This window comes from Halomonas sp. B23F22_20, from assembly GCF_043496985.1.
Taxonomy (GTDB): Bacteria; Pseudomonadota; Gammaproteobacteria; order Pseudomonadales; family Halomonadaceae; genus Halomonas.
In genome coordinates, this window is record NZ_JBIEKH010000021.1 from 20,425 (window position 1) to 40,797 (window position 20,373).

At 67.9% G+C, this 20,373-nt stretch carries 16 protein-coding genes, 1 tRNA gene and 1 pseudogene; 10 read left to right on the top strand and 8 right to left on the bottom strand.

All coding sequences use genetic code 11. From position 1 onward, the window contains the following. Positions 1-20 precede the first annotated feature (20 nt). Positions 21-752, bottom strand: coding sequence for an LrgB family protein (locus ACGTN6_RS16455; protein ID WP_394593639.1), 732 nt, complete (start codon positions 750-752; stop codon positions 21-23). Further along, positions 749-1,111 (bottom strand): CidA/LrgA family protein, encoded by a 363-nt coding sequence (locus tag ACGTN6_RS16460; RefSeq protein WP_394593640.1) that lies wholly within the window; start codon positions 1,109-1,111, stop codon positions 749-751. The genes ACGTN6_RS16455 and ACGTN6_RS16460 overlap by 4 nt, the downstream gene beginning before the upstream one ends. Before the next feature lie 189 nt (positions 1,112-1,300). Between ACGTN6_RS16460 and ACGTN6_RS16465 the strand changes: the two genes are divergently transcribed. The 3 genes from ACGTN6_RS16465 to ACGTN6_RS16475 all read left to right on the top strand — a co-directional run bounded on the left by ACGTN6_RS16465 (position 1,301) and on the right by ACGTN6_RS16475 (position 2,884). Continuing rightward, positions 1,301-1,377, top strand: a tRNA-Pro gene (locus tag ACGTN6_RS16465). 1,031 nt (positions 1,378-2,408) lie between these two features. Continuing rightward, positions 2,409-2,657 (top strand): hypothetical protein, encoded by a 249-nt coding sequence (locus tag ACGTN6_RS16470; protein WP_394593642.1) that lies wholly within the window; start codon positions 2,409-2,411, stop codon positions 2,655-2,657. Positions 2,658-2,689: 32 nt separating this feature from the next. Beyond that, entirely contained in the window at positions 2,690-2,884 is a 195-nt protein-coding gene (locus ACGTN6_RS16475) for a hypothetical protein (protein WP_394593644.1), read from the top strand. Positions 2,885-2,887: 3 nt separating this feature from the next. Here ACGTN6_RS16475 and ACGTN6_RS16480 read toward each other — a convergent pair whose 3' ends face one another. Beyond that, the gene (locus ACGTN6_RS16480) at positions 2,888-3,511 is read right to left on the bottom strand and encodes a DUF938 domain-containing protein (RefSeq protein ID WP_394593646.1); all 624 of its coding nucleotides are present in this window, start codon (positions 3,509-3,511) and stop codon (positions 2,888-2,890) included. Between the two features lie 206 nt (positions 3,512-3,717). On the opposite strand from ACGTN6_RS16480, the gene hutC reads away from it, so the two are divergent. Further along, positions 3,718-4,428, top strand: a complete 711-nt coding sequence (gene hutC, locus ACGTN6_RS16485) for a histidine utilization repressor (RefSeq protein WP_183387104.1) — start codon at positions 3,718-3,720, stop codon at positions 4,426-4,428. A gap of 10 nt (positions 4,429-4,438) precedes the next feature. On the opposite strand, the gene ACGTN6_RS16490 is transcribed toward hutC, so the two are convergent. From ACGTN6_RS16490 to ACGTN6_RS16500, 3 genes are all read right to left on the bottom strand, one after another. Next, positions 4,439-5,647, bottom strand: a complete 1,209-nt coding sequence (locus ACGTN6_RS16490; protein WP_394593648.1) for a DUF2955 domain-containing protein — start codon at positions 5,645-5,647, stop codon at positions 4,439-4,441. Then, positions 5,637-6,698 (bottom strand): HlyD family secretion protein, encoded by a 1,062-nt coding sequence (locus tag ACGTN6_RS16495; protein WP_394593650.1) that lies wholly within the window; start codon positions 6,696-6,698, stop codon positions 5,637-5,639. The genes ACGTN6_RS16490 and ACGTN6_RS16495 overlap by 11 nt, the downstream gene beginning before the upstream one ends. 211 nt (positions 6,699-6,909) lie before the next feature. After that, the gene (locus tag ACGTN6_RS16500) at positions 6,910-8,238 is read right to left on the bottom strand and encodes a YjiH family protein (protein WP_394593652.1); all 1,329 of its coding nucleotides are present in this window, start codon (positions 8,236-8,238) and stop codon (positions 6,910-6,912) included. A gap of 297 nt (positions 8,239-8,535) precedes the next feature. On the opposite strand from ACGTN6_RS16500, the pseudogene hutI reads away from it, so the two are divergent. From hutI to ACGTN6_RS16530, 6 genes and pseudogenes are all read left to right on the top strand, one after another. Then, positions 8,536-9,741, top strand: a pseudogene (gene hutI, locus ACGTN6_RS16505) (imidazolonepropionase); the annotation flags it as partial. A 30-nt stretch (positions 9,742-9,771) separates the two neighbouring features. Beyond that, positions 9,772-10,695 carry a formimidoylglutamase gene (hutG, locus tag ACGTN6_RS16510; RefSeq protein WP_394593718.1) on the top strand — a complete coding sequence of 308 codons (924 nt, stop codon included), beginning with the start codon at positions 9,772-9,774 and terminating at the stop codon, positions 10,693-10,695. A 52-nt stretch (positions 10,696-10,747) separates the two neighbouring features. Then, the gene (hutU, locus tag ACGTN6_RS16515; protein WP_394593654.1) at positions 10,748-12,421 is read left to right on the top strand and encodes a urocanate hydratase; all 1,674 of its coding nucleotides are present in this window, start codon (positions 10,748-10,750) and stop codon (positions 12,419-12,421) included. A 181-nt stretch (positions 12,422-12,602) separates the two neighbouring features. Next, positions 12,603-14,135, top strand: coding sequence for a histidine ammonia-lyase (gene hutH / locus ACGTN6_RS16520; RefSeq protein ID WP_394593656.1), 1,533 nt, complete (start codon positions 12,603-12,605; stop codon positions 14,133-14,135). An 89-nt stretch (positions 14,136-14,224) separates the two neighbouring features. Then, positions 14,225-15,571, top strand: a complete 1,347-nt coding sequence (locus ACGTN6_RS16525) for a Na+/H+ antiporter family protein (RefSeq protein ID WP_394593658.1) — start codon at positions 14,225-14,227, stop codon at positions 15,569-15,571. Positions 15,572-15,691: 120 nt separating this feature from the next. Beyond that, the gene (locus tag ACGTN6_RS16530) at positions 15,692-17,026 is read left to right on the top strand and encodes a Na+/H+ antiporter family protein (RefSeq protein ID WP_394593660.1); all 1,335 of its coding nucleotides are present in this window, start codon (positions 15,692-15,694) and stop codon (positions 17,024-17,026) included. Between the two features lie 223 nt (positions 17,027-17,249). On the opposite strand, the gene ACGTN6_RS16535 is transcribed toward ACGTN6_RS16530, so the two are convergent. Then, positions 17,250-17,702, bottom strand: coding sequence for a YchJ family protein (locus ACGTN6_RS16535; RefSeq protein ID WP_394593662.1), 453 nt, complete (start codon positions 17,700-17,702; stop codon positions 17,250-17,252). A 44-nt stretch (positions 17,703-17,746) separates the two neighbouring features. Continuing rightward, a complete protein-coding gene (gene hrpB / locus ACGTN6_RS16540) occupies positions 17,747-20,203 on the bottom strand; it encodes an ATP-dependent helicase HrpB (protein WP_394593664.1) in 2,457 nt (818 codons plus the stop codon). Between the last annotated feature and the right edge of the window lie 170 nt (positions 20,204-20,373).

Consider the following 20,373-nt stretch of genomic DNA (forward strand, 5'->3'; position numbering starts at 1 on the left):
ACCGGGCATCCCCCGGTGCCCTACCCCCATCCCAGCAGGTGCGTGATCAACGGCAGCAGGAAAGCCGTGAGCAAGCCGGTAACGCCCATGGCCAGGCCCGAGAAGGCCCCCGCCACGGCGCCCAGACGGGCAAACGCCTGGGCGGTACCGAAACCATGTGCCGCCAGCCCCAGGGTGAAGCCCTGGACCGCCGGATCCTCGATGCGCAGCAGGCGGAAGATCGCCGGCCCCAGCGCACAGCCGATGGCGCCGGTCAGCAGTACCAGCCCCGCCGCCAGGGAAGGGATCCCGCCGATCTGCTCGGCGATACCCATGGCGATCGGCGAGGTGACCGAGCGGGGCGCGAGCGACATCAGCGTTTCGTGCTTCGCCCCCAGCAACAGCGCCAACCCCAGCGTGCTGGCCACGGCGGTCAGGATGCCCGTCACGCAGGCCAGCAACAGGGGGCCCAGCAGGCGACGCACTCGCTCGCGATGGTCGTAGAGCGGAATGGCCAGCGCCACCGTGGCCGGCCCCAGCAGGAAATGGATGAATTGGGCACCCTCGAAATAGGTGGCATAGTCCATGTCGAGCAGCAGCAGGCTGCCGATCAGCAGGGCAATGGCCAACATCACCGGATGCAGCAGCGGCGTTCCCCCCAATGCCCTGTTGAGCCTGACCGCCAGCGTGAAGGCCAGCAGCGTCATCAACAGCGACAGCAGCGGATTGCCCGACAGATACACCCACAGCTGATCCAGCCGCGCGACATTCATGAGCGATCCCCCTTGCCGAGGCGCCCCTGGAGACGTGACAGCACCCAGGCCGTCACACCAAGGGTCAGCGCGGTGGACACGATCAGCGTCACCAGGATCGGCAGGACATCGCGACCGATCAGCGCACCGTGCACCATCAATCCGACCCCGGCAGGCACGAACAGCAGCGTCAGGTAGCGCAACAGTCCCTCGCCGGAAACTCTCAAGCTCTCCGGCACCTTGCCGCGCACTATCAACGCCGCGAGCAGGATCACCATGCCGATCACCGGCCCAGGGATCGGTAACGCCAGTCCTCTCGCCAGCATCTCACCCAGCATCTGGCAAGCCAGCAGCATGCTCATGCCCAAGATCAGTGGCATCGTCGTTCTCCCTGAATGCGTCGCCCTTCATTCTGGCAAAACGAGAGGCACCGCGGCAGCACTCGACACACATAGCCAAGTTTCTGAAACGAAAGCGCAAAAAGGGGTTTTCATTTCGAGGGGAACGCGCTAGTATACGCCTCGTTCTCAGGCACAGCGCCCCACGGCGAAGAGCCAAAACGAGAACGCCGGAGCGTGGCGCAGCTTGGTAGCGCGTTGCAATGGGGTTGCAAAGGTCGCAGGTTCGAATCCTGTCGCTCCGACCATGAACATCAAGAGAAACCGCCACTTACGGGTCATGCCGGGTGGCGGTTTTTCGTCGTGCTCAAAAAAACTTACCTCGGTCAGGTTTGACGTCGGAATGGTGCAATCTGCAGCATTTTAAGCCCAAAACGGTCCAGCGATGATCGGCTCGGCACAGGATTAGAAAACTCGGAAATTCATGTCAGCTTTTTCCTACAGCGAAGACTGGTTTTCAACCCTATTCTGCTCATCAATATGATAACTACATCGCACGCAGGGGGCAGGTCCATGGAGGAAATCGTGATGACGCCGGAGCCATGCTCCGGAGGCTGGATAATGATGTGTCCGTGCGGCACGACGGAGATGCGTGCAGCATCCACGAATGAGTGGCGTGAATTCCGGGTGACGGAGATTCGCCGACACCGGTACCACCTGGTCTGCTTGCACTGCAGCCACTCATCGGTTTACCACATGAAACCTGACGGGGAGCTATCGGAGCCCCGCTCCAGGATCCTGCAGACCCTCGATAGATTGATTCACCGCGCGCAACAGGACCATGACGATGCTGATGAGTCTGGCAAACGGGCCATCGCCGCCATGGCCTGGGCCCGCTCGGGCCATGGTCGCAGGCGCTCCGATGATGGCCCGAAGCGTTAATAGCTGACGTCGATACCCGGCAGTCCTTTCGGTCTTCGAGCAAGGCTTCCACGTTGCCGGACTCGATCGTGTCATAACGGGCTGAAGGACCAGGCAGGGCGAAGGCACGCCACCCACACGACCGGAAGCCTCGAAGGCTCCCGGTCGATAGGATACGGCAGGAGCACGTTCTCAACCGATATAGCGGGCGATAGCCTGCTCGGCCTCGAGCTTGGCCTCGGCGACGGCGGTCCAGTGGGCGAGGACCTCCGGGGTCAGGGAAGTGGGCATGGCGAACTCCATAATCAAACGTATGAATAGACATCATACGCTACCCACTGTGCCAAAACGGCACCATTCGCCTTTCGGCTAGGCCGTGACGATACTGCAGGGGGAACATCATCAACGAGGTGACGACGTGCGCCACTACGAGAGAACCCATATCGGCTTCGACGACCGCGGCAACGAATTCGTCATCGACGAATATCGCGACATCCCTGACATCGACGGCCTGCAGCACGGCGGTGCCATCAGCCGCGGCCTGACCCTGTTCAAGACCCGCGACGGCCACGAGGTGGAGTACCTCGCTCCAGGCGAATTCTCGGTGCGTATCCCCGGCGAAGAAAGCGGCGTCACGGTCTGGACCCACTATCCGGAGCATGTCTGATAGGCTGGGCCATCCACCGACTGGAGCCCGACATGTCACGCCGCATCCCGATCACCCTGCTCTGCCTCGCCCTGCTGGCGACCCTCACCGGCTGCACCACCTACACCTGGCCCGACGGCCATCGCGAGACGGTCTGGGGCGTGCCTGCCCAGGATGACACCAAGAGCGACGAGCAGCGGCGCGCCGAAGGCGTGCAGTACCGCCAGCCGGGCGAAGTGCCCGAGTGAGGCTCAACCATTGGCCGACTCTTCGCCCGGCCCCCTCCGCCAGACCAGACTGAGGTTGTTGGCCGGCATCTCCACCATCCGTTCCAGGATCAGCCCGTGCCTCTCGGCCACCGCCGTGACATCCGCCAGGTCGCGCAGGCCCCAGCGGGGATCGCGCGTCCGCAGGTCGGCATCGAAGGCCAGGTTGCTGGCGGCGGTCGGGCACTCCGCCCGCCGATAGGGGCCATAGAGGAACAGCACGCCACCGGGCACCAACCGCTCCCCTGCCCGAGCCATCAGCGCCTCGGTCACCTCCCAGGGCGAGATATGCAGCAGGTTGATGGCAACGATCGCATCATAGGGCCCCGCCGGCCAGTCCCCGGTGACGTCCAGGGCCAGCGGCGCGGCCAGGTTCGGCAGCTCCGCCGACAGGCGCCAGGCGTCGATGGAGGCCCGAGCCGCCGGCGCCGGGTCGCTGGGCTGCCACTGCCAGTCCGCTCGGGCGGCGGCGAAGTGGCAGGCATGCTCGCCGCTGCCGGCGGCCAGTTCGAGGACACGCGCCGGCCCCGGCAGCGCTGCCTCGAGCACCTCGCGAATCGGCTCTCGGTTACGCGCAGCGGCGGGGCTTTGCAGTCGTGCGTCGGTCATGGCGGAGCTCCTGGCGGGAACGATAACGGAATGGGTACACGATGATAGCGTTACGGGCCACAACCTCACCAGGCCGGCCATCGTCGGGATGCCTCGCGCCTCGCTCCCGGGTAGACTGACGTACGGGCGCCCGACCGACTCGGCCGATCAAGAGGCCAGCGGCGTCTGGCACTACCGATCCACCAGTGAAGGACTCACGGCCGACCATGGGCAGCACTCTCCCGCTCTACCTCAGGATCCAGCAGCATCTGCTCGACAAGATTCGCAGTGGCGAATGGGCACCTCATCACCAGATCCCCCCCGAGGAGCAGCTGGCCAAGGACTTCGGGGTCAGCCGCATGACCGCCAACAAGGCCATTCGCGACCTGGTCCAGCAGGGCTACCTGACCCGCCAGCCCGGTGTCGGCACCTTCGTCACCGACCACAAGGCGGAATCCTCGCTGGTGGAAGTCCACAACATCGCCACCGAGGTGGCCAGCCGCGGACACGACTACAGCAGCCAGGTGCTCACCGCCGAGGCCCTGGACGCCGGCGACGAGGTGTCCATGCGACTCGGTGTGCGGCTCGGCACTCGTGTCTTTCACACCCTGATCATCCATCGCGAGAACGGCGTACCAATCCAATTGGAGGACCGCTACGTCAATCCCCGCCGGGTGCCCCACTATCTCGACACCGACTTCGCCCGCCATACCCCCAACGAGGTGCTGGAGGCGGCCTGCCCGATCAGCGACGTCGAACATGTCGTCGAGGCGGTGCTGGTCGATACGGACACCGCCGAACGTCTCGAGATCGCCCCCGATCAGCCCTGCCTGCGCATGATCCGCCGTACCTGGTCCGGCGACCATCTGGTCAGCTATGCCCGCCTTCTGCACCCCGGCGACCGCTACAAGCTGCGCTCCTCGCTGCATACCGCCTGACTGAGCCTATTCAAGGCTCATGAGCCCTCGTCATCGCCGAGGCATTGAGCAGGCGATGCAGCACCGCCATCACCACCAAGGTAACGGCCATCGCCACGCTCATGGAGCTGAAGCGATAGAGGGCATCGTAGAAGAAGTCCTGGTTCGGCCCCAGGTACTGGCCGAACAGGATGCCCAGGGTGGTCAGGCCGCCGAACCCGACGCCCGAACCACCACCCTCGAGCAGGTGAATCCGCGCGAAGAGCATCAGCCCGATCCAGTAGCTGAGCAGCACCAGCAGCAGGTGGTCGCTCTGGGTGAACAGCATCAACTGCAGCAGGATCGCCAGGTTGCAGCCCAGCAAGGCGCCCACGGCCCGCTTGACCGCGGACAGCCGGGCGCCGGGATAGCCCAGCGCGAAGAGAATCAGGATGGTGGCCATCTGGGCCGACAGCGAATCGCGCAGATCCAGCGTCTGGAACACCACGAACGACAGCGTAGCCGTGCAGGCGCCGATCAGCGTCTGATGGCGCACCAGCGCGGCCGACTTCTCTGCTCCCGCCGGGCGCGGGCGGGGCGCGGTATCGGGAAACGCCAGGTGCATCACCGCAGCGATGGCCACCGCCAGCACACTGGCCGTCACGTGATTGGCCAGCAGGTCCAGGAGATCAACGGACGGATAGCTGGCGAAGTGCAGCAGGATACTCAGCGTCAGCACGCCGTTGGCGCCGAACAGGAACAGCGGCCCCTTGGCCATCAATCGAAAGCGGATGGCGAACAGCAGAAACACCAGCCCGGTCATCACCACCGGCAGGTGCTGGGTCAGCCCGACCACCAGGGTCACCTCGACCAGGTTGAGGAACACGTTGCCGAGGAACTGGCGCATCACATGGGCATTGAGCGCCGGGATCATGCCCAGCAGGAACATCGGAAAGACGGTATAGAAGACGCCGTAGTTCCAGCCCATCAGATGACTGACGACGAAGCCGAGGCCGGCACCGCAGGCGATGCGCTGACACTGGCGCAGGTCATTGGCCGAGAAACGCGACTCGCCGGGCTCCCGTTCCTCCGGTGCATGACCGCGGTGCGGCGCGACCAGCCCCAACGAGCGCAGCAGCAGGCGTCTCAGGCCATGGCCGAGCCCGGCCAGCGAGCCGGAGGGCCGCTCGGAAGACGCCGCGGGCGTTGCCGCGGTCTCCGTCGGCCGCGGTTCGGCCTCCGACACGCCCTCAGTAGACATAGTGCAGCCAGGACATCAGACGAATCTGAAACCCGCCGAACAGCGCCGCCAGCGGGTTGGCCTCCGGCAGCAGCTGCACGGTGGCCCGAGCGCCGCTGACGGGCAGCGACGGGGGCGGATCCTGCACCTCGAGATGCAGACGCACTCGCTGGGCGTCGCGCACCCAGCGATCGGTGGTCGGAATGTCCGCCAACTGGCCGTCCGCTGCCAGTTGGCCGGCACGGACCCCGGCATCCACCGAGGTCACCCGTGCCTCGAACACTCGGCCCGGCAGAGCGTCGAACACCACCCGTGCCGGCTCTCCCTCGCCAACATGGCGCAGGCTTTTCTCGCGCAGATCGGCGACCAGATCGAGGCGCTCCCCCACCAGTGCCAGGGCCGGCTGCCCCCGCGTCGCGTAGTCGCCTTCGCGCAGCTGCAGGTTGGTTACCACCCCATCGCGCTCGGCCCGCACCAGGGTATGCGCCAGATCCAGCTGGGCCTGATCGATGGCGTTGTTCGCCTGGCGCCGCTGCAGGTTACCGTCCCCCTGGTCACCCAGTTTCACTTCCAACTGACGCACCCGCGCCCGGGCCGCGTCCACCGACGCCCTGGCCTGGCGCTCCTGGGCCACGATGCTGTCGACACGCTGCCGGGAGATGCCCTGACGCGCCAGCAGCGACTCGGCCCGGCGGCGCTCACCGGCCAGTTCCTCGGCCGACGCGCGTGCCGCCTCGAGGTCGGCCCGCGCCCCGACGAGGTCGGCCTCGATCAAGGCGTTGTCGCGCTCCACGCCCTCGCGGGCCAGCCGCGCCTCGCGCAGCGCCAGCTCGAAGGGGGCGCGCTCCAGCGAGAACAGCACGTCGCCGCGCTCGACCGGCTGATTGTTGGTCACCGCGACCGCCTCGACCCGCCCCGAGACCTCCGGGGCCACGCGCACCACGGGGCGCAGCACGCGCGCCTGGGGCGTCATCGGCATATAGGTATCGGCGACCACGAAATAGACGAACAGCACGCAGAAGGCCACCAGCGCGACCCGGACCCAGCGCGCGAAACTCTGATCTGGAGACATCGAAAAGCTTCCTGACACATCACTCGATGCCGCCGACAGAGCCGACGGCGCGACAAAAGGTCGGCGATCATAACAAATCATTTAGCATGCTAAAAGAATAATCAGCATGTTCTCGATGTCGCCAGGCATGGTGAAAAGCAAAACGGCCGGAGGCGCTCGCACGCCTCCGGCCGTCAACGACTTCCCTGTCCGGGCCATGCGGCCCGGTCATCTACCCGCTCAGGCCCTGCACCAGGTATCCGGTTGGCACCGCCAGCAGCAGGCTCAACGCCACACGCAGGAACCACACCACCACGATGCGTCCCACCGACAGCGGAATGCTGGTGGACAGAATGCAGGGGATCGAGGCCGAGAAGAACAGCACCGCCGACACCGAGACCACGCCGGTGGCGAAGCGCGCCACGAAGTCAGCCTCGCCCATCAACAGCGCCGGCAGGAACATCTCGGCGAGCCCCGCCGCCGCGGCCTGGGCCAGCTCGGCTGCCTCCGGCACGCCCCACACGGCGACGAACGGGTAGAACACCCAGCCCAGCCACTCGAACACCGGGGTGTACTTGGCCAGCAGCAGTCCCGCCAGCCCGACCGACATGATCGACGGCAGGATGCTGATGGCCATCACCATCCCCTCACGAAAGTTCAGCGCCACGCTGGCCGGCAGGCTCGGCGCCTTGGCGGCCACGTCGAGGCCGGTCTGCCAGGCGGTGGCAAACCGCTTGCCGGACGCCGCCTCGGGCTCGGGGTCGCTCTTGGTGTCGTCCATGCCGGCCAGCGGCGGCAGCCGCACGGTGATGGCGGTGACCAGGAAGGTGATCCCCAGCGTCAGCCAGAAGTAGGCGTTCCACACGCTCATCAGGTCCAGGGTCTTGGCGACGATGATCATGAAGGTCGCCGAGACGGTGGAGAACCCGGTGGCGATGATCGCCGCCTCCCGCGCCGAGTACTCGCCGGCCCGATAGACCCGGTTGGTGATCAACAGCCCGATCGAGTAGCTGCCGACGAAGGAAGCCACCGCATCGATGGCGCTGCGGCCCGGGGTACGCCAGATCGGGCGCATTACCGGCTGGACCAGAACGCCAATCAGCTCAAGCAGCCCGAAGCCGATCAGCAGCGCCAGGAAAATGGCGCCGATCGGCACGATCAGCCCCACCGGAATCACCAGCTTGTCGAACAGGAACGGCAGCATGTCCGGCGTGTGCAGGAAGGCCGGCCCCCAGCCGGTCAGTGCCAGCACCGCCGTGACGATCCCGGCGAGCTTCAGCACGGTGAACACCATGTCGGTCACACTGCGTCGCCAGATGCCCTTCCACAGCGGATAAATGGCGCCCGCCACGATCAGCGCCAGTGCATAGTAGCCGCTGGCCTCGCCGAGCAGCGTCCTCGCGCCGGTGACCATGTGGTCCAGCGGGATGGTGGTCTTGCCGCCCAGGCTCAGCGGCACGAAGAAGATCAGCACGCCCAGCAGGCTGGGAACGAAGAGTTTCAGTGCGACGGCCGGCGAATGATGCCGCGTCGGCGTCGAAGCGGAGGGAGGGGTAGCCATGTTGCACTCCTGGGTTGTCGTTGTGATGACGACGCGTCGCCGCCATGTAATGTATATACATTATGCCGGCCTCGTGACGCCAACCCGTCGCCCCCTCTTTCGCTTATACTTTGGTATAAGCCCAGAATCCCAGCTTCGCCGCGTGACGCAATATTAACTTCAACTACCTGATTTTTAATTTTTATTTCTGAATCACCCCACAGAACCATCGATCGATCTACAGATGATCCGAAGGGGTGACGGATCCACAAGGATCGGCTAGCATTTGTATATACAAACCTATACGGAGGTCCTCCCATGACCCAAGGCACGCCGACCCGCCTGCTGTGGCGCGACGTCACCGTCTTCGACGGGCTGGCCACTCTCCCCGAGCCGATGGCGGTGATCGTCGAGGAAGAGCGTATCGCCGGCCTGGTGCCGATGCGCGAGCTCGACGCCGAGCGGGCCGCCGACTGCCGGGAGATGGGCCACGGTGGCGTCATGACGCCCGGCCTGGTGGACTGCCACACCCACCTCGTCTTCGGCGGCGGCCGCGCCGACGAGTTCGAGGCGCGCCTCGAGGGCGCGAGCTACGAGGAGATCGCCCGGCGCGGCGGCGGCATCCTGAGCACCGTCAACGCCACCCGTGACGCCGACGAGGACACCCTGTTCGCCGCCGCCCTGCCCCGGCTGACGGCGATGATCGCCGACGGTGCCACCACGGTGGAGATCAAGTCGGGCTACGGCCTGTCCGTGGACGGCGAGCTGAAGATGCTGCGCGTGGCGCGCCGCCTCGGCGAGGCCCTGCCGGTGCGTATCGTCACCACCCTGCTCGGCGCCCACGCCCTGCCGCCGGAATATCGCCACGACAGCGATGCCTATATCGACCTGGTTTGCGACGAGATGATCCCGGCGGCGGCCGCCGAGGGGCTGGCCGACGCGGTGGACGTGTTCTGCGAGACGATTGCCTTCTCGGTGGCACAGTGCGAACGGGTCTTTGAGGCGGCCGCGGCCCATGGCCTGCCCATCAAGGCCCACGCCGAGCAGCTTTCCAACCTCGGCGGCAGCGCCATGGCGGCGCGCCACGGTGCGCTGTCCGCCGACCACATCGAGTACCTGGACCAGGCCGGCGTCGACGCAATGCGCGAGGCGGGCAGCGTGGCGGTGATCCTGCCCGGTGCCTTCCACACCCTGCGCGAGACGCAACTGCCGCCCATCGCGGCACTGCGCGAGGCGGGCGTGCCCATGGCCGTGGCCACCGACGCCAACCCGGGCAGCTCGCCGCTGTTCATGCCGACGCTGATGCTCAACCTGGCCTGCACCCTGTTCCGGCTCACGCCGCGCGAGGCCCTGTCCGGCATGACCGCCCACGGTGCCGCCGCCCTGGGTCGTCGCGACCTGGGACGGCTGTACGAGGGCGCGCCTGCCGATCTCTGCGTGTGGGACATCGACTCACCCGCCGAACTCGCCTATGCCGTCCAGCCGGGTCGGCTGCGCCAGCGGGTCTTCCAGGGAGCCATGAGCACTGAAACCGCCAAGCCCGTGGAGATCGACATGCGTGTCTGGCAGGGCCGCACCGACCCGGAGCCCGACAGCGAGCGCTGGCACCAGCGCGTGCGTCCACTCGATGCCAACGCCGCCCCCGGCACCGTGCTGGTCGGCTTCGCCAGCGACGCAGGAGTGGCCCGCAACCAGGGGCGCATTGGCGCCGCCGCCGGGCCCACCGCCATTCGCCGCGCCTTGGCGCCGCTGGCCTGGCACCGCCGAGGACCGGCCCATGACGCCGGCGACGTGATCTGCGAGGGCGACGCCCTCGAGGCCGCCCAGGACGCCCTGGCCGCACGCCTGGCCCCGCTGCTCGAGGCCGGCCACCTGCCCATCGTGCTCGGCGGCGGCCACGAGGTGGCCTACGCCAGCTGGTCGGGCCTGGCCCGCCACCTCGAGGCGCGAGAGGCCAGGCCACGGATCGGCATCATCAACTTCGATGCCCACTTCGACCTGCGCGACCCGGCCCATGTGCGCTCTTCCGGCACGCCCTTCGCCCAGATCGCCGGGCAGTGCCAGCAACGGGGCTGGCCCTTCCGCTACGCCTGCCTGGGTGTCAGCCGCGCCGCCAACACCCGTGCGCTGTTCGCCCGCGCCGAGTCGCTCGACGTGCTGGTTCGCGAGGATCGCGAGTTCGATGCCCGCCGGCTCGACGCCCTCCAGCGCGACCTGGCGCGCTTCATCGCCCACTGCGATCACGTCTACCTGACCATCGACCTGGACGTGCTGCCCGCCGCCGAGGCCCCGGGCGTCAGCGCCCCCGCCGCTCGCGGCGTGTCGCTGGCCCTGCTCGAGCCATTGCTCGAGGCGATCCGCGACAGCGGCAAGCTGCGCTTGGCCGACCTGGCCGAGCTGAACCCCGATTTCGATCTGGACGCCCGCACCGCCAAGGCGGCGGCCCGGCTCGTCCATCTACTGACCCTGAACGGCTGAATCGCCACCCGGCCGTCAGCCTCCTTACCGCGAGACCCAGAGGAATCCGAGCATGTCCGATACCGACAAGCGTCACGACCCGAGCCGCCAGATTGCCGCCCCCACCGGGACCGAGCTGTCCTGCAAGAGCTGGCTCACCGAAGCGCCGCTGCGCATGCTGATGAACAACCTGCACCCGGACGTCGCCGAGCGCCCCGAGGACCTGGTGGTCTACGGCGGCATCGGCCGCGCCGCCCGCGACTGGGCGTGCTACGACAAGATCGTCGAGACCCTCCAGCGCCTGGAGAACACCCAGTCGCTGCTGATCCAGTCCGGCAAGCCGGTGGGCGTGTTCGAGACCCACAAGGACGCGCCCCGCGTGCTGATCGCCAACTCCAACCTGGTGCCGGCCTGGGCCAACTGGGAGCACTTCAACGAGCTGGATCGCAAGGGCCTGATGATGTACGGCCAGATGACCGCCGGCTCGTGGATCTACATCGGTTCCCAGGGCATCGTCCAGGGCACCTACGAGACCTTCGTCGAGGCCGGGCGCCAGCACTACGACGGCGAGCTCGCCGGCCGCTGGATCCTCACCGCCGGCCTCGGCGGCATGGGCGGCGCCCAGCCGCTGGCCGCCACGCTGGCCGGGGCCTGCTCGCTGAACATCGAGTGCCAGCAGTCTAGCCTCGACTTCCGCCTGCGCACCCGCTACCTGGACGAGCAGGCCGACGACCTGGACGACGCCCTGGCCCGCATTGAACGCTACACCGCCGAGGGCAAGGCGATCTCCATCGGCCTGTGCGCCAACGCCGCCGACGTGCTGCCCGAACTGGTCAAGCGCGGGGTGAAACCGGACATGGTCACCGACCAGACCAGCGCTCACGACCCGCTGCACGGCTACCTGCCGGCCGGCTGGACCTGGGACGAATACGTCGAACGCGGCAAGGCCGAGCCCGAGGCCACCGTCAAGGCCGCCAAGCGCTCCATGGCGGTGCACGTGCAGGCCATGCTCGACTTCCAGGCCATGGGCGTGCCGACCTTCGACTACGGCAACAACATCCGCCAGATGGCACGCGAAGAAGGGGTCGAGAACGCCTTCGACTTCCCCGGCTTCGTGCCGGCCTATATCCGCCCGCTGTTCTGCCAGGGCATCGGCCCGTTCCGCTGGGCGGCGCTGTCCGGCGACCCCGAGGACATCTACAAGACCGACCAGAAGGTCAAGGAACTGATCCCGGACGACCCGCACCTGCACAACTGGCTCGACATGGCCCGCGAGCGCATCAGCTTCCAGGGCCTGCCGGCGCGCATCTGCTGGGTCGGCCTCAAGGACCGCGCGCGGCTCGGCCAGGCCTTCAACGAGATGGTCGCCAACGGCGAGCTCAAGGCGCCGGTGGTGATCGGCCGCGACCACCTGGACTCCGGCTCGGTGGCCAGCCCCAACCGCGAGACCGAAGCCATGCAGGACGGCTCCGACGCCGTCTCCGACTGGCCGCTGCTCAACGCCCTGCTCAACACCGCCGGCGGCGCCACCTGGGTGTCGCTGCACCACGGTGGCGGCGTGGGCATGGGCTACTCGCAGCATGCCGGGGTGGTGATCGTCGCCGACGGCAGCGATGACGCCCACGCCCGCCTCGGCCGGGTGCTGCGCAACGACCCGGGCACCGGCGTGATGCGCCACGCCGATGCCGGCTACGACATCGCCAAGCGCTGTGCCGCGGAGAACGGCCTGGACCTGCCGATGGTCTAGGGGAAACACCGATTCATTGCTGCGCTCGACAGGCTGGTCCCCGGCGGTACTCAAAGTCCTCATTTACTGCCGTGTAAACTCCGGCTTTTCCGTTCCGGCGGTAACCAGCCTGTCGTCGCTCGCGACATGAATCAGCGCTTCCCACCTAACCCCCGAACATGACTATCCAAGGTAATGCCAGATGAACCATCTCGAGATCCAACCCGGCAAGATGACCCTGGCCCAGGCGCGCCAGGTCTTTCAGGCCCCCGTGACCGTCGATCTGCCCGCCAGCGCCGACGCCGACATCGGCCGCGCCGTCGACTGCGTCAATCGCGTGATCGCCGAAGACCGCACCGTCTACGGCATCAACACCGGCTTCGGCCTGCTGGCCCAGACCCGCATCGAGAAGGACCAGCTCGAGGACCTGCAGCGCTCGCTGGTGCTGTCGCACGCCACCGGCGTCGGCGAGGCCATGAGCGACGACCTGGTGCGGCTGATCATGGTGCTCAAGGTCAACAGCCTGGCCCGCGGCTTCTCCGGCATCCGCCGCGAGGTGCTGGACGCCCTGGTGGCGCTGATCAACGCCGAGGTCTATCCCCATATCCCGCTCAAGGGCTCCGTCGGGGCTTCAGGGGATCTCGCTCCCTTGGCCCATATGAGCGTGGTGCTGCTCGGCGAGGGCAAAGCCCGCCATAACGGCGACTGGCTGCCGGCCCGGGAGGCCCTGGCCAAGGCCGGCCTCGAGCCGCTGGCCCTGGCGCCCAAGGAGGGCCTCGCCCTGCTCAACGGCACCCAGGTGTCCACCGCCTACGCCCTCAAGGGCCTGTTCGAGGCCGAGGACCTGTTCGCGGCGGCTACGGTATGCGGCTCGCTCACCGTGGAAGCGACCCTGAGTTCCCGCTCGCCGTTCGATGCCCGCATCCACGAGGTTCGCGGCCAGCGCGGCCAGATCGATGCCGCCGCAGGCTACCGTCACCTGCTGGGCAGCCGCAGCGAGCTCAGCGACTCCCATGCCGACTGCGGCAAGGTCCAGGACCCCTACTCGCTGCGCTGCCAGCCCCAGGTGATGGGCGCCGCCCTGACCCAGATCCGCCAGGCCGCCGAAGTGTTGGCCATCGAGGTCAATGCCGTCTCCGACAATCCGCTGGTGTTCGCCGAACAGGGCGACATCATCTCCGGCGGCAACTTCCACGCCGAGCCGGTGGCCATGGCGGCCGACAACCTGGCGCTGGCCATCGCCGAGATCGGCTCGCTCACCGAGCGCCGCGTGTCGCTGATGATGGACAAGCACATGTCCCAGCTGCCGCCCTTCCTGGTCGAGAACGGTGGGGTCAACTCGGGCTTCATGATCGCGCAAGTAACGGCCGCCGCCCTGGCCAGCGAGAACAAGGCCCTGGCCCATCCGCACAGCGTCGACAGCCTGCCCACCTCGGCCAACCAGGAAGACCACGTCTCCATGGCACCGGCCGCCGGCAAGCGCCTGTGGGAGATGGCCGACAACGTGCGCGGCATCCTGGCCATCGAATGGCTGGCCGCCTGCCAGGGGCTCGACTTCCGCAATGGCCTGGCGACTACCGCCCCGCTGGAAGAGGCCCGTCACGCCCTGCGCGAGCGCGTTGCCTACTACGACAAGGATCGCTTCTTCGGCCCTGACATCGAGGCTGCCGGGGAGCTTTTGGCGGCACGCACCCTGAGCCACCTGGTGCCCGCCGAATTGCTGCCCAGCCACTAAGCTGGCCCTCGACCGCTCGCCCTCCCGACCACGGCGGGAAGGCGGGCGGCTCGCTCCTCCAACAACAATCCGCTCCACAAGGACCTTCCATGAATGCAGTCGTCCTGGCCATCCTGGTGATGGTCGTGCTCAGTCTCGCCCGCGTTTCCGTGGTCTTCGCCCTGATCGCCGCCTCCCTGGTCGGCGGCCTCTACGCCGGCATGCCGATCGGCGAGATCATGAGCGCCTTCAACGACGGCCTCGGCAACGGCGCCACGGTGGCCATCTCCTACGCCGTGCTCGGCGCCTTCGCCGTGGCGCTGTCGCGCTCCGGGATCACCGAGCTGCTCTCCGTCCGGGCCATCGATCGGCTCAAGCTCGACGAGGGCATCCCTCACCGCAAGACGATCGCCCTCACCCTGCTCGGCGCGCTGCTGGCCTTCTCGATCAGCTCCCAGAACCTGATCCCGGTGCACATCGCCTTCATCCCGGTGCTGGTGCCGCCGCTGCTCAAGCTGATGAACCACTTGAAGCTCGACCGCCGCGCCGTGGCCTGCGTGATCACCTTCGGCATCACCGCGCCCTACATGCTGCTGCCAGTGGGCTTCGGCTCGATCTTCCTCCACGATATCCTGCTGGCCAACCTCAACGAGGCCGGCGCCTCGCTGGGCCTGTCGGTGACGCCGGGCATGGTGCCCACGGCGATGATCGTGCCGATCGGCGGCATGGCGCTGGGACTGGCCACCGCGGTGCTGTTCAGCTACCGCGGCAAGCGCGAGTATCGGGATCTCGACCTGGCCCACAGCGACGAGAGCCAGGCCCAGGCCGCTAGCCACCTCAAGCCCTGGCAGCTCGGCGTGCTGGCCATCGCCCTGGGCGGCACCGTCGCCACCCAGCTGGTGACCGGCTCCATGGTGCTGGGCGGCATCTTCGGCTTTGCCGTGCTCTCGGTCAGCGGCGTGTTTCGCTGGCACGAGCAGGACGGCATCTTCACCGAAGGCATGCGCATGATGGCGCTGGTCGGCTTCATCATGATCTCGGCGTCGGGCTTCGCCAGCGTCATGCAGGAAAGCGGCCAGGTCGAGACCCTGGTCACCACCTCTACCGAGCTGATCGGCGACAACAAGGGCCTGGCCGCACTTATCATGCTGCTGGTCGGCCTGTTCATCACCATGGGCATCGGCTCGTCGTTCTCGACCATCCCGATCATCGCCTCGCTCTATGTGCCGCTGGCCATCAACTTCGGCTTCTCGCCGATGGCCACCGTAGCGCTGGTCGGCACCGCCGCCGCCCTGGGCGACGCCGGCTCCCCGGCCTCGGACTCGACCCTCGGCCCCACCGCCGGCCTCAACGCCGACGGCCAGCACGACCACATCTGGGACAGCGTGGTGCCCACCTTCCTGCACTACAACATCCCGCTGATCGCCTTCGGCTGGCTCGCCGCCATGACGCTGTAAGCCCCGCCGCCGGCTCGCGACGAGCCGGCGGCCCCGGTTTCCTGGCGTCGAGGGATCAGATGACTACAATGGGCGCTTCGTTCTCCGCCCATACCCTCGACACTCCCGCAAGGAAACCTCATGAACGCCATCGTGCTTGCCATCCTGGTCATGGTCACCCTGAGCCTGATGCGGGTGTCCGTGGTCTTCGCGCTGATCGCCGCCACCCTGGTCGGCGGCCTCTACGCCGGGATGCCGATCGGCGAGATCATGGACGCCTTCAACGACGGCCTGGGCAACGGCGCTACCGTGGCCATCTCCTACGCCGTGCTCGGCGCCTTCGCCGTGGCGCTGTCGCGCTCCGGCATCACCCAGCTGCTGTCCCAGAAGGCCATCGCAGGGCTGCACCTGGACGAGGGCATCCCCCACCGCCGCACCATCGTCTTCACCCTGCTCGGCGTGCTGCTGGCCTTCGCGATCAGCTCCCAGAACCTGATCCCGGTGCACATCGCCTTCATCCCGGTGCTGGTGCCGCCGCTGCTCAAGCTGATGAACCACCTCAAGCTCGACCGCCGCGCCGTGGCCTGCGTGATCACCTTCGGCATCACCGCGCCCTACATGCTGCTACCGGTGGGCTTCGGCTCGATCTTCCTCCACGACATCCTGCTGACCAACCTCAACGACAACGGCCTGGACGTCACCGCCGCCATGGTGCCCACGGCGATGATCGTGCCAATCGGTGGCATGGCGATCGGCCTGGTGGTGGCGATTCTGCTCAGCTATCGTCGCCGACGCGACTACGAGGACCGCGACCTGGCCCACGGCGACGAGACGCCCGCCGAGGCCGCCGGCCATCTCAAGCCCTGGCAGATCGCGGTGCTGGGCCTGTCCTTGGTCGGCACCGTGACGGTGCAGCTGATGAGCGGCTCCATGGTGCTCGGCGGGCTGTTCGGCTTCGCGCTGCTGTCAGTGAGCGGCGTCTTCCACTGGCACGAGCAGGACGACATCTTCACCGAGGGCATGCGCATGATGGCGCTGGTCGGCTTCATCATGATCGCCGCAGCCGGCTTCGCCAGCGTCATGCAGGCGAGCGGCCAGGTGGAGACCCTGGTCTCGAGCTCCACCGAGCTGATCGGCGACAACAAGGGGCTGGCCGCACTGGTCATGCTGCTGGTCGGCCTGTTCATCACCATGGGCATCGGTTCGTCGTTCTCGACCATCCCGATCATCGCCTCGATCTACGTGCCGCTGGCCATCGGCTTCGGCTTCTCGCCGATGGCCACCATCGCCCTGGTCGGCACCGCCGCCGCCCTGGGCGACGCCGGGTCCCCGGCCTCGGACTCGACCCTCGGCCCCACCGCCGGCCTCAACGCCGACGGCCAGCACGACCATATCTGGGACAGCGTGGTGCCCACCTTCCTGCACTACAACATCCCATTGATCGCCTTCGGCTGGCTCGCCGCCATGACGCTGTAAGCCAGCCAGTCGCGTCACCACGCAAGAGTCCCCGCCGGTGTACCGGCGGGGACTCTTGCTGTCAGGAGAAGGTCTCGGCAATGTCTAGGCCTCTAAAAGTCGGCGAGCGAAGGCTAGACAAGGCAAAAATCAGCGAGAAGCCGGAGTTTACATGGTGTAAATGAGGACTATGAGCTGATTTTTAACGCCGTATAGCCGAGCGCAGACACTTTTCAGACACGGCCTAGCGTATGCAGCAGGCCTTGCCCTTCTTCCCGCTACCGCACGGGCAGGGCTCGTTGCGCCCCGGCTTGAGGCGCGTCACCGAGGGCTCGCCGTCCACATAGACCCAGCGCCCCGCCTCGCGGCGAAAGCGCGAGCGCTCCTCCAGCATCCCCCAGCGGCGCCCCTCGCGAAAGGTGGCGCGAAAGTGCACGGTACCCTCATCACCCGACTCGCCGTGGTCGAGGATCTCCAGGCGTACCCACTGGGTCGGGTCGCCGGGCGGCAGCGCATCCGGGCGGGTCTCGGGCGCCCAGCTTTCCAGCAGATAGTCGGTCAGGCCTAGGGCAAAGGCGCTGTAGCGCGAGCGCATCAGCGCCTCCGGGGTCGGGGCCGGTTCGCCGTCGTGGTAGCGGCCGCAGCAGGCGGAAAGCGCCAGGCCGCTACCGCAGGGGCAGTCGTTCGGAATCGTCATCGGGGTCTCGTATCCCTCTTGAAAGCGTCTTTAGCGAAACGCGCTCAGGCGTTTCGCCGCTTGGTGCGCGCCGTGGCTTGGGCCGACCACGGATCCTCCGGCCAGGGATGCTTGGGGTAGCGACCACGCATGTCCTTGCGCACCTCGGGGTAGCCGTTGGCCCAGAAGCTCGCCAGGTCCGCGGTGACCTGCAGCGGGCGCCGCGCCGGGGACAGCAAGTGCAGCAGCGGCGCGACCCGGCCGTCGACCAGCCGCGGCGCCTCGCGCCAGCCGAACACCTCCTGCAGCTTGACCGCGAGCACCGGCGTCTCGCGGCGATAGTCCAGCGCGATTCGCGAGCCGCTGGGCACCGTCAGGTGGGTCGGTACCAGCGCATCGAGCCGCGCCGAAAGGCCACCGGCCAGGCCATCGCGCAGGATGCGCGAGAACGGCAGCGCCTCGACCTCGCCGAGGCGCGTCAGTCCTGCCAGGTAGGGGCCGAGCCAGGTGTCCAGAGTGTCGAGCAACACTTCGTCGGACCAGTCCGGCCAGGCGTCGCCCAGTTCGCGACGCAGCAGCGCGACCCGGGCACGCAGATGCTCGGTGGCTTCATCGAACGGCAGGCCACGGCGGCGCACCGCCTCGAGCAGCGCCTGCTGGGCGGCCTCCGGCGGCAGCGTCTGCAGGGGACGACGCTCGAGCACCACCGCCCCGAGGCCACGCCGCCGCTCGCCGACCAGCCGCCCACGCTCGTCGGACCATTCGAGATGATCCCGCCACTGGCCGGCCTCCGGATGCAGCGCGGTCAGCCGCGCCTCGTCGAGGGCCGCGGCACGGAAGATTCGACCGCCGCCGCCCTCGCCGTCCAGAGCCACCGCCACCAGCAGCTCGGCGTGGGCCAGCGGATGCGATTCGGGCAGCGTGGCCTGACCGCCGCCGGCCAGGCGAAAGCGCCCCGGCGCCAGTCGCTGGGCGATGCGCTCGGGCCAGGCCAGCGCCAGCAGTTCGCCGAGCGCGTCCAGCCGCGGTGCCGCCAGTCGACAGCCCATGAGGCCCGCCAGCCGCTTGGCGTCGCGGTGCCAGGCGCGATCCTCGCCGGGGTTCGCGAAACGCTTCTCGAGCGCCGCCGCCAGGTCGCGCTCGTCGTCGGCACCGCGCCCTTCGAGCAACGCCGCAAGACCGCAGGCCAGCCCCCGGGCATCGAGCTCGGCGGCACGCTCCAGCATCGCCGCCAGTCGTGGGTGGGTTGGCCAACGCGCGCAGGCGCGACCCAGCGCCGTCAGCCGATGGCCGTCGTCCAGCATGCCGAGGCCGCGCAACAGCTCGCGCCCGGCGGCGAGCGCCCCCGACGGTGGGGGCGTAATCCAGCTCAGCGACTGCGGCTCGGTGATGCCCCAGCGCGCCAGTTCGAAGGCCAGCGGCGCCAGGTCGGCCTGGCGAATCTCCGGCTCGCGGTCCGGCGCGAGCGGCTGCTCCTCGGCCCACAGCCGGTAGCAGACCCCCGGCGCCTGGCGGCCGGCGCGCCCGCGGCGCTGGTCGGCACTGGCGCGATTGACCCGCCGGGTCTCGAGGCGCGTGAGCCCGGTGCGCGGCTGGAACACCGGCAGCCGCTCCCGGCCGGCGTCGATCACGATGCGCACGCCCGGCACGGTGACGCTCGATTCGGCGATGGCGGTGGCCAGCACCACCCGTCGGCGCCCCTGCGCATCCGGGGCGAGCGCCCGACGCTGGGCCTCCATCGTCAGCCGGCCGTGGAGCTCGTGGATCGCTACCTCGGACAGCCGCTCGGCCACTGCCCTCGCCAGGCGTCGGATCTCGCCGACCCCGGGCAGGATTACCAGCACATCGCCGTCGTCGGCCGCCAGGGCCTCGGCGACCACCGCCGCCTGATGGCGGACCGGGTCGTCCCGGGACGGGAGCGGCCGGTGACGGGTCGCGACCGGAAACTGGCGCCCCTCGCACTCGATCACCGGCGTGGCCTCGCCGAGCACCGCGGTGAGAGAGGCCACGTCCAGGGTCGCCGACATCACCAGCAGGCGCAGGTCCTCGCGCACCGACTGGGCGTCGAGCGTCAGCGCCAGGCCGAGATCGGCCTCCAGGCTGCGCTCGTGGAACTCGTCGAAGATCACGCCGGCCACGCCCTCGAGCAGCGGGTCGTCCTGAAGCATGCGCGTCAGCACGCCCTGGGTGACCACCTCGAGGCGCGTTGCAGGGCCGACGCGGGACTCGCCGCGCATGCGGTAGCCCACCGTCTGCCCCACCGGCTCGCCGAGCGATTCGGCCATGTGCCCGGCCGCCAAGCGCGCGGCCACTCGACGCGGCTCGAGCAACAGCAGACGCTGCCCGCGGCACCAGTCGGTGTCGAGCAGCGCCAGTGGCACCCGGGTGGTCTTGCCCGCCCCCGGCTCCGCCACCAGCAGGGCACGGGAGTGGGTCGCCAGAGCGGCGCGGATATCGGCCAGCCGCGGCTCGATCGGCAAGGTTTCAAGGGAGGGCTCGTCAACGCTTTGCTTCATGCTCATCTTCGCTTCCGAGGCCCGAAACGGCGCGCCTCGCGCGCCTTCCGGGGCCGCTCTACTTCGTTGAATGCCGATGCATGACCAACGCTTGCCCCGCCGTGACGCGGTGACTAGCCTTGGCTCTCGGCATCTTGACCAAAAGGTCAGGAAATGACATTTTCATCCAACCACCC

Excerpts from the sequence above, each read along its gene's own strand:
- ACGTN6_RS16455 (WP_394593639.1), bottom strand. The coding sequence starts at position 752 with ATGAATGTCGCGCGGCTGGATCAGCTGTGGGTGTATCTGTCGGGCAAT.
- ACGTN6_RS16460 (WP_394593640.1), bottom strand. The coding sequence starts at position 1,111 with ATGCCACTGATCTTGGGCATGAGCATGCTGCTGGCTTGCCAGATGCTG.
- ACGTN6_RS16480 (WP_394593646.1), bottom strand. The coding sequence starts at position 3,511 with ATGACCGACGCACGACTGCAAAGCCCCGCCGCTGCGCGTAACCGAGAG.
- ACGTN6_RS16535 (WP_394593662.1), bottom strand. The coding sequence starts at position 17,702 with ATGACGATTCCGAACGACTGCCCCTGCGGTAGCGGCCTGGCGCTTTCC.
- ACGTN6_RS16495 (WP_394593650.1), bottom strand. The coding sequence starts at position 6,698 with ATGTCTCCAGATCAGAGTTTCGCGCGCTGGGTCCGGGTCGCGCTGGTG.
- hutG (WP_394593718.1), top strand. The coding sequence starts at position 9,772 with ATGCGTGTCTGGCAGGGCCGCACCGACCCGGAGCCCGACAGCGAGCGC.
- ACGTN6_RS16490 (WP_394593648.1), bottom strand. The coding sequence starts at position 5,647 with ATGTCTACTGAGGGCGTGTCGGAGGCCGAACCGCGGCCGACGGAGACC.
- hutU (WP_394593654.1), top strand. The coding sequence starts at position 10,748 with ATGTCCGATACCGACAAGCGTCACGACCCGAGCCGCCAGATTGCCGCC.
- hrpB (WP_394593664.1), bottom strand. The coding sequence starts at position 20,203 with ATGAGCATGAAGCAAAGCGTTGACGAGCCCTCCCTTGAAACCTTGCCG.
- ACGTN6_RS16525 (WP_394593658.1), top strand. The coding sequence starts at position 14,225 with ATGAATGCAGTCGTCCTGGCCATCCTGGTGATGGTCGTGCTCAGTCTC.
- hutH (WP_394593656.1), top strand. The coding sequence starts at position 12,603 with ATGAACCATCTCGAGATCCAACCCGGCAAGATGACCCTGGCCCAGGCG.
- ACGTN6_RS16475 (WP_394593644.1), top strand. The coding sequence starts at position 2,690 with ATGTCACGCCGCATCCCGATCACCCTGCTCTGCCTCGCCCTGCTGGCG.
- ACGTN6_RS16530 (WP_394593660.1), top strand. The coding sequence starts at position 15,692 with ATGAACGCCATCGTGCTTGCCATCCTGGTCATGGTCACCCTGAGCCTG.
- hutC (WP_183387104.1), top strand. The coding sequence starts at position 3,718 with ATGGGCAGCACTCTCCCGCTCTACCTCAGGATCCAGCAGCATCTGCTC.
- ACGTN6_RS16500 (WP_394593652.1), bottom strand. The coding sequence starts at position 8,238 with ATGGCTACCCCTCCCTCCGCTTCGACGCCGACGCGGCATCATTCGCCG.